Source organism: Nesterenkonia flava, assembly GCF_031432335.1.
Classification (GTDB): Bacteria; Actinomycetota; Actinomycetes; order Actinomycetales; family Micrococcaceae; genus Nesterenkonia; species Nesterenkonia flava.
The window spans coordinates 117,076-123,695 of the sequence record NZ_JAVKGT010000003.1 but is presented as its reverse complement, the minus strand read 5'-3'; the positions used below and the strand labels follow the sequence as shown (position 1 = coordinate 123,695).

The 6,620-nt window shown below is 66.8% G+C and carries 5 protein-coding genes; 4 read left to right on the top strand and 1 reads right to left on the bottom strand.

Going from position 1 to position 6,620, the window contains the following annotated elements:
• Positions 1–141: 141 nt before the first annotated feature.
• Positions 142–2,055, bottom strand: coding sequence for a BglG family transcription antiterminator (locus tag RH857_RS02080; RefSeq protein WP_310536318.1), 1,914 nt, complete (start codon positions 2,053–2,055; stop codon positions 142–144).
• A gap of 156 nt (positions 2,056–2,211) precedes the next feature.
• Between RH857_RS02080 and RH857_RS02075 the strand changes: the two genes are divergently transcribed.
• From RH857_RS02075 to RH857_RS02060, 4 genes are read left to right on the top strand one after another with little or no spacing between them, the layout of a single operon-like run.
• Positions 2,212–2,532: a PTS sugar transporter subunit IIB gene (locus RH857_RS02075; protein WP_310536313.1), complete on the top strand. Its 321-nt coding sequence runs from the start codon at positions 2,212–2,214 to the stop codon at positions 2,530–2,532.
• Positions 2,529–2,801, top strand: a complete 273-nt coding sequence (locus RH857_RS02070) for an HPr family phosphocarrier protein (protein ID WP_310536312.1) — start codon at positions 2,529–2,531, stop codon at positions 2,799–2,801. The genes RH857_RS02075 and RH857_RS02070 overlap by 4 nt, the downstream gene beginning before the upstream one ends.
• Complete coding sequence (ptsP, locus tag RH857_RS02065; RefSeq protein ID WP_310536311.1) at positions 2,801–4,459, top strand: phosphoenolpyruvate--protein phosphotransferase; 1,659 nt, start codon at positions 2,801–2,803, stop codon at positions 4,457–4,459. Before RH857_RS02070 ends, ptsP begins: the two co-directional genes overlap by 1 nt.
• Positions 4,460–4,516: 57 nt before the next feature.
• Positions 4,517–6,544 (top strand): PTS mannitol transporter subunit IICBA, encoded by a 2,028-nt coding sequence (locus RH857_RS02060; protein ID WP_310536310.1) that lies wholly within the window; start codon positions 4,517–4,519, stop codon positions 6,542–6,544.
• Positions 6,545–6,620: the final 76 nt, after the last annotated feature.

The window sequence follows — 6,620 nt, the reverse complement described above, 5'->3', positions numbered from 1 at the left end:
GTTCTGTCACCGATGTGTTGATACGGAACTGTCACCGATGTCTTGAGACTTCACAGCACGTATGGCCGTGCGTAGGTGGGGTGCGTTGTTGCAAACTAGGGGGCGAAGTGCCAGGGTCGGGAGGCCGTCGTCGTCATATCCTCAGCCGTCGATGACGGCGACCAGCTCGTCGAGGAACCGTGTGAAGTCCGTACCACGGCGCAGGATGCGGGTGACAGACTCCCGCTCACTGAAGACCTCCACCAGCTGCTCGAAGATGGTCTGGAACGCCTCACGATCCTCCTCGGAGAACGCCACCAGCACCACGATCTGCACACGGCCCTCCCCCCAGCGCACCGAGCCGTCGGCAATCCCGATGGAAAGGGCTGTGCGCCCCGCCGTCATCTTCAGGGCATGCGGCACTGCCAGCATCTCGGTGAACGCGGTGGAGGACAGTCGCTCACGGGCCACAGCCCGCTCCACGTAGTCCTCATCGATCACGCCCTGGGCCACCAGTGGGGCCCCCAGCGTGCGAATGGCGGACTCCTCATCCGCCGCCTCAAGGGGGCGAATGAAGGCCTCGGGGCTGACGTAGTGCTCCAATTCGGCGCGCAGCCGCGCCAGGCGCAGCGCACGACGACGACGGGCCACCGCCGCGGCGATCCTCTCGGTGTCGGCCTCTGTCAGGAACGGCGGAAGCAGGACGGTGCGCTCGTCGGGGGATTCGGGCTCGATGGTCGTCAGGACCAGGTCGGTGGTGATGGCCGACCAGTCGGGATCCATGTTGGTCTCCACCGAGACCACCTCGACCGAGGCGCCCAGCGAGCGGTCGATGCGAGAGCGCAGCAGTTCATGGAGTTCGTAGTAGCCCGGGCACACGATGGTCGCTGTCAGCACGGCTTCGGCCCGGCGGCTGCGCTCCAGCCGGCCGCCGACGTGCATGGCGATATAGGCGATCTCATCATCGCCGAGGGAGAGTCCCAACTCCTCGCCGATGTCGCTCGAGATGGAGACCGCCACCTGGAAGACCATCGGGTAGGTGGACTTCAGCGACCGGGTCAGCGGATTGCGTGACCAGGCCTGCTCCCGGGCTCGCAGCACCAGATTCTGCACGTGCAGGCTTAAGCGCTGGATGAAGTCCGCGTGACGGATGTCCACCAGATATTCCTGGGCGGCGTGATCCACCGCGCGGCTGACAGCCGCCTCGACGCGGGGATCCAGCGCCACCTGGTTGCGGGCGCTGCTCTTGGGCGCGACTGCCCGGGTCAGGACCAGCGAGGCCAGATGGTGCAGGTCTCCCCGGCCCATGCTCACGCCCAGGTGCTTGACCGCCAGGCGATCCAGCAGATCCGCGACCTTCTGCTGGTGCTCACCGGATTCCACGGGGGAGACCTCCAGAGCCCGGCCGTGGCCCACCCGGTCGGCAGCAATGGCCACGTGCAGCAGCACGTCGGCAGCGGCCAGCTCGTTGACGTAGTACCCCTGCTCCACCAGCCCGGCCGTCAGTTCCCTCCGGAACGGTCCAAAAGCGGCCTTGTCCGCGCTGATGCCGGCGGAGCGGCGCAGGTGCTCCAGATCGAAGGCGCCCTGCTTCATCTCCTCGTGGGCCAGTTTGGAGACCAGGCGGCGTTGAGCAAGCTCACTGCCCAGCAGCATGACTCTCGGGCCCGAGCGCTCCAGGCTGAGTCCCTCCAGACCCGCGCTCTCCAGAAGCTCCCGCACTCGAGCCAGATCAGCCTCGAGAGTAGCCTCGCTGACGTGCAACCGTTCCGCGGTGCGGTGAATGTCGATGCCCGAGTCGGCCTCCAGCAGTTCACGCACCACGGTGTGCAGACGGTCACGGGGGCTGGTCTTCGCCTCGCCTCTGCGCAGCCCGGCAAGGACGGGACGATTGGCGCGATAGCCGGCAGGCCCGGATTCCACCGCTGGAGTCTGTGAGGTGCGAGCGTTGAGCTGGGCGATGTAGTTGCGCACGCTGCGCGGGGTTACCCCCAAGAGATCAGCCAGTGCCGCGGCAGTGATCCAGCCGTCGTCGCGCATCAGGAGGTTGACCAGCTGATCCTGGCGCCTGCTCAGAGTCACGTGGCCGCCCTTTCGATCCGCCTGCTTCAGGCCCACCTTAGTGGACGCCAGCGGAACTTTCCGCAGGGGCGGAAAGAAATATCCCTCACACGCCATAGCCGTGTGGTTCGAACCACAGGAGAATCGAGGGTGAAAGGAGAAGGCAGATCAATGAAGATCCTCGTGATGTGCGGCGCCGGCGCGTCCAGCACCTTCGTCGCTCAGCGGCTGAACAGTGCACTGGCCGAAGCAGGCCTGCCGCATACTGCCTGGGCCGGAAGCCGGTCCTCGCTGCTGCACGAGATCGACACCGCGGACATGGTGCTGGTGGGACCGCAGCTGGCGGACACCCTCGATGAAATCCGCGGGCTGACCGCACCGCAGGGAGCACCGGTGCAGCTTCTGCCTGAAGACATCACCTCAGACCTCGACGGCTCGCGCACCCTGGCGCTCGTCCGCGAGGCCCTGACCACGAAAGTGAATCCCTCATGAGCGCATCCCGTACCGTCACCGTCGGCTCGTCCAACGGCCTGCACGCCCGTCCCGCCAAGATCTTCGTTGAGGCCGCCCAGAACGCCGGCGTGCCCGTGACCATCGCCAAGGGGGAGAAGACCGTCAACGCGGCCTCCATCCTGGGCGTCATGTCCCTGGGCGTGGAGCACGGTGATGACGTTGTCCTGACCGTCGACGGCGACAACGCTGAGCAGACCCTCGACGCGCTTGCCGAGCTCCTGACCACCGATCACGACGAGGCCAACTGATGCCGGAGAGCCTCTCCGGCACCGGTATCGGTCAGGGAGTCGCCTACGGGCCGGTGGCCCGTATGGCGCCCCCGCCGGCACCTCCGAAGGACTCAAGCAGCGAGCTGACTCCTGAGGAGGAGTCCGCCCGCGTGAAGGAGGCCATCGACGTGGTCGCCGCCGAGCTGGCCCGCCGGGGCGAGACCGCCGGAGGCCAGGCACAGGAGGTCCTCGAGGCCCAGGTCATGATGGCCCAGGACCCCACCCTGTTCGAGGCCGTCACCGAGCGCGTCAATGCCGGGAAGACCGGCGAATTCGCCGTGCACTCCGCCTTCTCGGAGTTCCAGGACACCCTGCAGATGCTCGGTGGGTACCTGGGAGAGCGCGCCTCAGACCTGGCCGACGTCGCCCTGCGCGTCATTGCTCACCTGCGTGGTGAGCCCGCTCCCGGCGTCCCGGACCCAGGGCACCCCTATGTGCTCGTTGCCCAGGATCTTGCCCCGGCTGACACCGCACTGCTGGACCTGGCGAAGGTTCAGGCGCTGGTGACGATCGAGGGCGGCCCCACGTCCCACACGGCCATCCTGGCCCGAGGTAAGGGCATCACGGCAGTCGTCGGAGTCAAGGGTGCCGACCACCTCTCCGACGGTGAGCAGGTCATCGTCGACGCCGCCTCCTCCGAAGTGATCCTGAAGCCCACCGAGGAGCAGGTCGAGGCGGCTCAGCGCCGCATCGACGCGCGCGCGGCCGCGGCCGCGGCCCCCATTACCGATGGTGCGCTGGCTGATGGCACGGCTGTTCCGCTCTTGGCCAACCTCGGCACCCCCGAGGCTGCCGAGGAGGCCCTGGCACTGGGAGCCGAAGGCGTCGGACTCTTCCGCACCGAGTTCCTCTTCCTCTCCTCGGAGAAGGCGCCCTCGGTGGCTGCACAGCGCGAGGCCTACATCAAGCTCCTCAAAGCCTTCCCCGGCAAGAAGGTGGTGGTCCGAGCCCTGGACGCAGGAGCTGACAAGCCCCTGCCGTTCCTCAACGACGCCGAGGAGGAGAACCCAGCCCTGGGTCTGCGCGGTCTGCGTGCGCTGCTGGCCAACGAGGAGATCCTCCGTGACCAGCTCACTGCTCTGGCCGAAGCCGAGGCCGAGACTGACGCGGACCTGTGGGTCATGGCGCCTATGGTCTCCACCGTGGAGGAGGCAGAGGCCTTCACCAAGTTCGCCACGGAGCACGGTCTGAAGACCGCCGGCGTCATGATCGAGGTTCCCTCCTCCGCTCTTATGGCGGACAAGATCCTGCCGGCCACCGGCTTCGCCTCCATCGGCACCAACGACCTGACCCAGTACACGATGGCCGCCGACAGGCTCCTCGGTTCCGTGGCCGGCCTCCAGGACCCCTGGCACCCCGCCGTGCTGCGCCTGATCCGTGAGGTCGGCGCCGCCGGCGCCGCCACTGGGAAGCCCGTGGGCGTGTGCGGTGAGGCCGCGGCAGACCCGCTGCTGGCCGTCGTGCTGGTGGGCCTGGGCGTGAACACGCTCTCCATGGCACCTGCCGCGCTGGCCGACGTGCGTCTTGAGCTGAGCAAGCACACCACAGAACAAGCAGAGGCCCTTGCTGCGGCGGCCCTGTCCGCCTCCACTGCTGCTGAAGCGCGCCAGGCTGCCCTCGAGGCAGCTGGTCGCTGAGAGCTGCGCACCGCAACACCCTTCTTATTCACCTCAATGATGAGAAAGGCGCACGCTATGACAGCGTCTGCTGACACCACACAGACCGGCCGCGTCCGGGTGGCCGTACAGAAGTTCGGCTCATTCCTCTCCGGGATGGTCATGCCGGTCATTCCGGCACTGATCGCCTGGGGCATCATCACCGCCATCGTGGTCAACATTCAAGAGTTCTACGGTGCATGGACTCCCGCTGACGCCCTCAGCGAGGCCATCGGGCCCATGATCCATTACATGCTGCCGCTGCTGATCGCAGTGCAGGGCGGCATGATGATCTACCAGATGCGCGGCGCCGTCGTCGGTGCTGTCGCCACCTTCGGCACCATCGTGGGCTCCGACTGGCTGCTGGGCGACGAGGGACAGATCCACATGTTCATCGGCGCGATGATCATGGGTCCGCTCTCCGCCTGGCTGATGAAGAAGCTCGACGCCCTCTGGGAGGGCAAGATCAAGGCCGGCTTCGAGATGCTGGTCAACATGTTCTCGGCCGGCATCCTGGCCTTCATCATGGCCGTGGTCGGCTTCTTCCTGCTGGCTCCGCCCATCAACTGGCTCATGGAGGTTCTCGGCTCAGCCGTGCGCTTCCTGGTGGACAACAGTCTGCTGCCGCTGACGTCGATCATCATCGAGCCCGCCAAGGTCTTCTTCCTCAACAACGCCATCAACCACGGTGTGCTCACCCCGCTGGGCGCCAATGAGGCCTCCGGTGAAGCCGGAAAGTCGATCCTGTTCCTGCTCGAGGCCAACCCCGGTCCGGGTCTGGGCCTGCTGCTGGCCTTCAGCATCTTCGGCGTCGGTGCCGCCAAGGCCACCGCGCCCGGTGCGGCCATCATCCACTTCCTCGGCGGCATCCACGAGGTCTACTTCCCCTACGTGCTGATGAAGCCCGCGCTGCTCGTGGCGGTCATCGCCGGCGGCGCCACCGGCGTCACCACCAATATGCTCCTGGATGTAGGACTGCGCGCCCCGGCCGCCCCGGGTTCGATCATCGCGATCCTGCTCCAGGTCGCCACCGACTCGGTGGTGGGTGTGATCCTCTCGGTGATCCTCTCCACGGCGGTCACCTTCGCCGTGGCCTCGGTCATCCTGCTCTCCAGCCGCAAGCGCGACCTTGAGGGTGAGGACAAGTTCGGCGCGGCCGTCTCCAAGACCGCCGCCGCGAAGGGCAAGTCCTCCTCCCACCTCTCCAACCTGGCCGCCGGGGCGGCCGCTGTGCCCGCCACCGCGGCCCAGAAAATCTCCACGGTCTACTTCGCCTGCGACGCCGGCATGGGCTCCTCCGCCATGGGCGCGTCCGTGCTGCGCAAGAAGTTCGCCGCTGCCGGGATCGATGACGTGACGGTCACCAACAAGGCCATCGCCGCTCTGCCCGGCGACGCCGACCTGGTCATCACCCAGAAGACCCTGACCGACCGGGCCCGTGCTCAGGAGCCGGAAGCCATTCACGTTTCGGTGGACAACTTCATGAACGCCCCCGAGTACGACGACGTCGTGGAGTTGGTGCGCTCCGCCGGTGAGGAGGGCGGAAGTGCCTCCACCGTAACGGAGGCGCCGGCCGACGTCGTCACCCAGCCTGAGGCCGCACCGCAGACGGCGACGGCAGTCCAGACGAAGAACCAGATCCTGACACTGAACCAGATCCGGATCCATTCGGAGGCCGCCACTCAAGAGCAGGCGCTCCAGGAGGCCGCGAGCATCCTCGAGAACGCCGGTGCCGTCACCGGCGAGTACCTGCAGGCGATGCGGGACCGCGAGGCGACCGTCTCCACTTTCATGGGCAACGGTCTGGCCATCCCGCACGGCACCAACGAAGCCAAGGCGGCCGTGAAGGCCTCGGCGCTTTCCGTGGTCCGCTACGACGGCGGCGTGGACTGGTCGGGTGATCAGGCCACGTTTGTCATCGGCATCGCCGGCGTGGGCGACGAGCACCTGGAGATCCTCTCTCGGATCGCGACGCTCTTTGCCGATGAGGCGGAAGTCGCCAAGCTGAACAATGCGGCCACCGAGCATGAGCTGCTGCAGATGCTCTCGGCGGTCAATGAGGGCTGACCTCAGCTGAATCCCAGCTGCCGACTACGGTGTGCCGGAACGTGAAGGAATCGCCCCGTCAGGGCGTCCTGAAGGT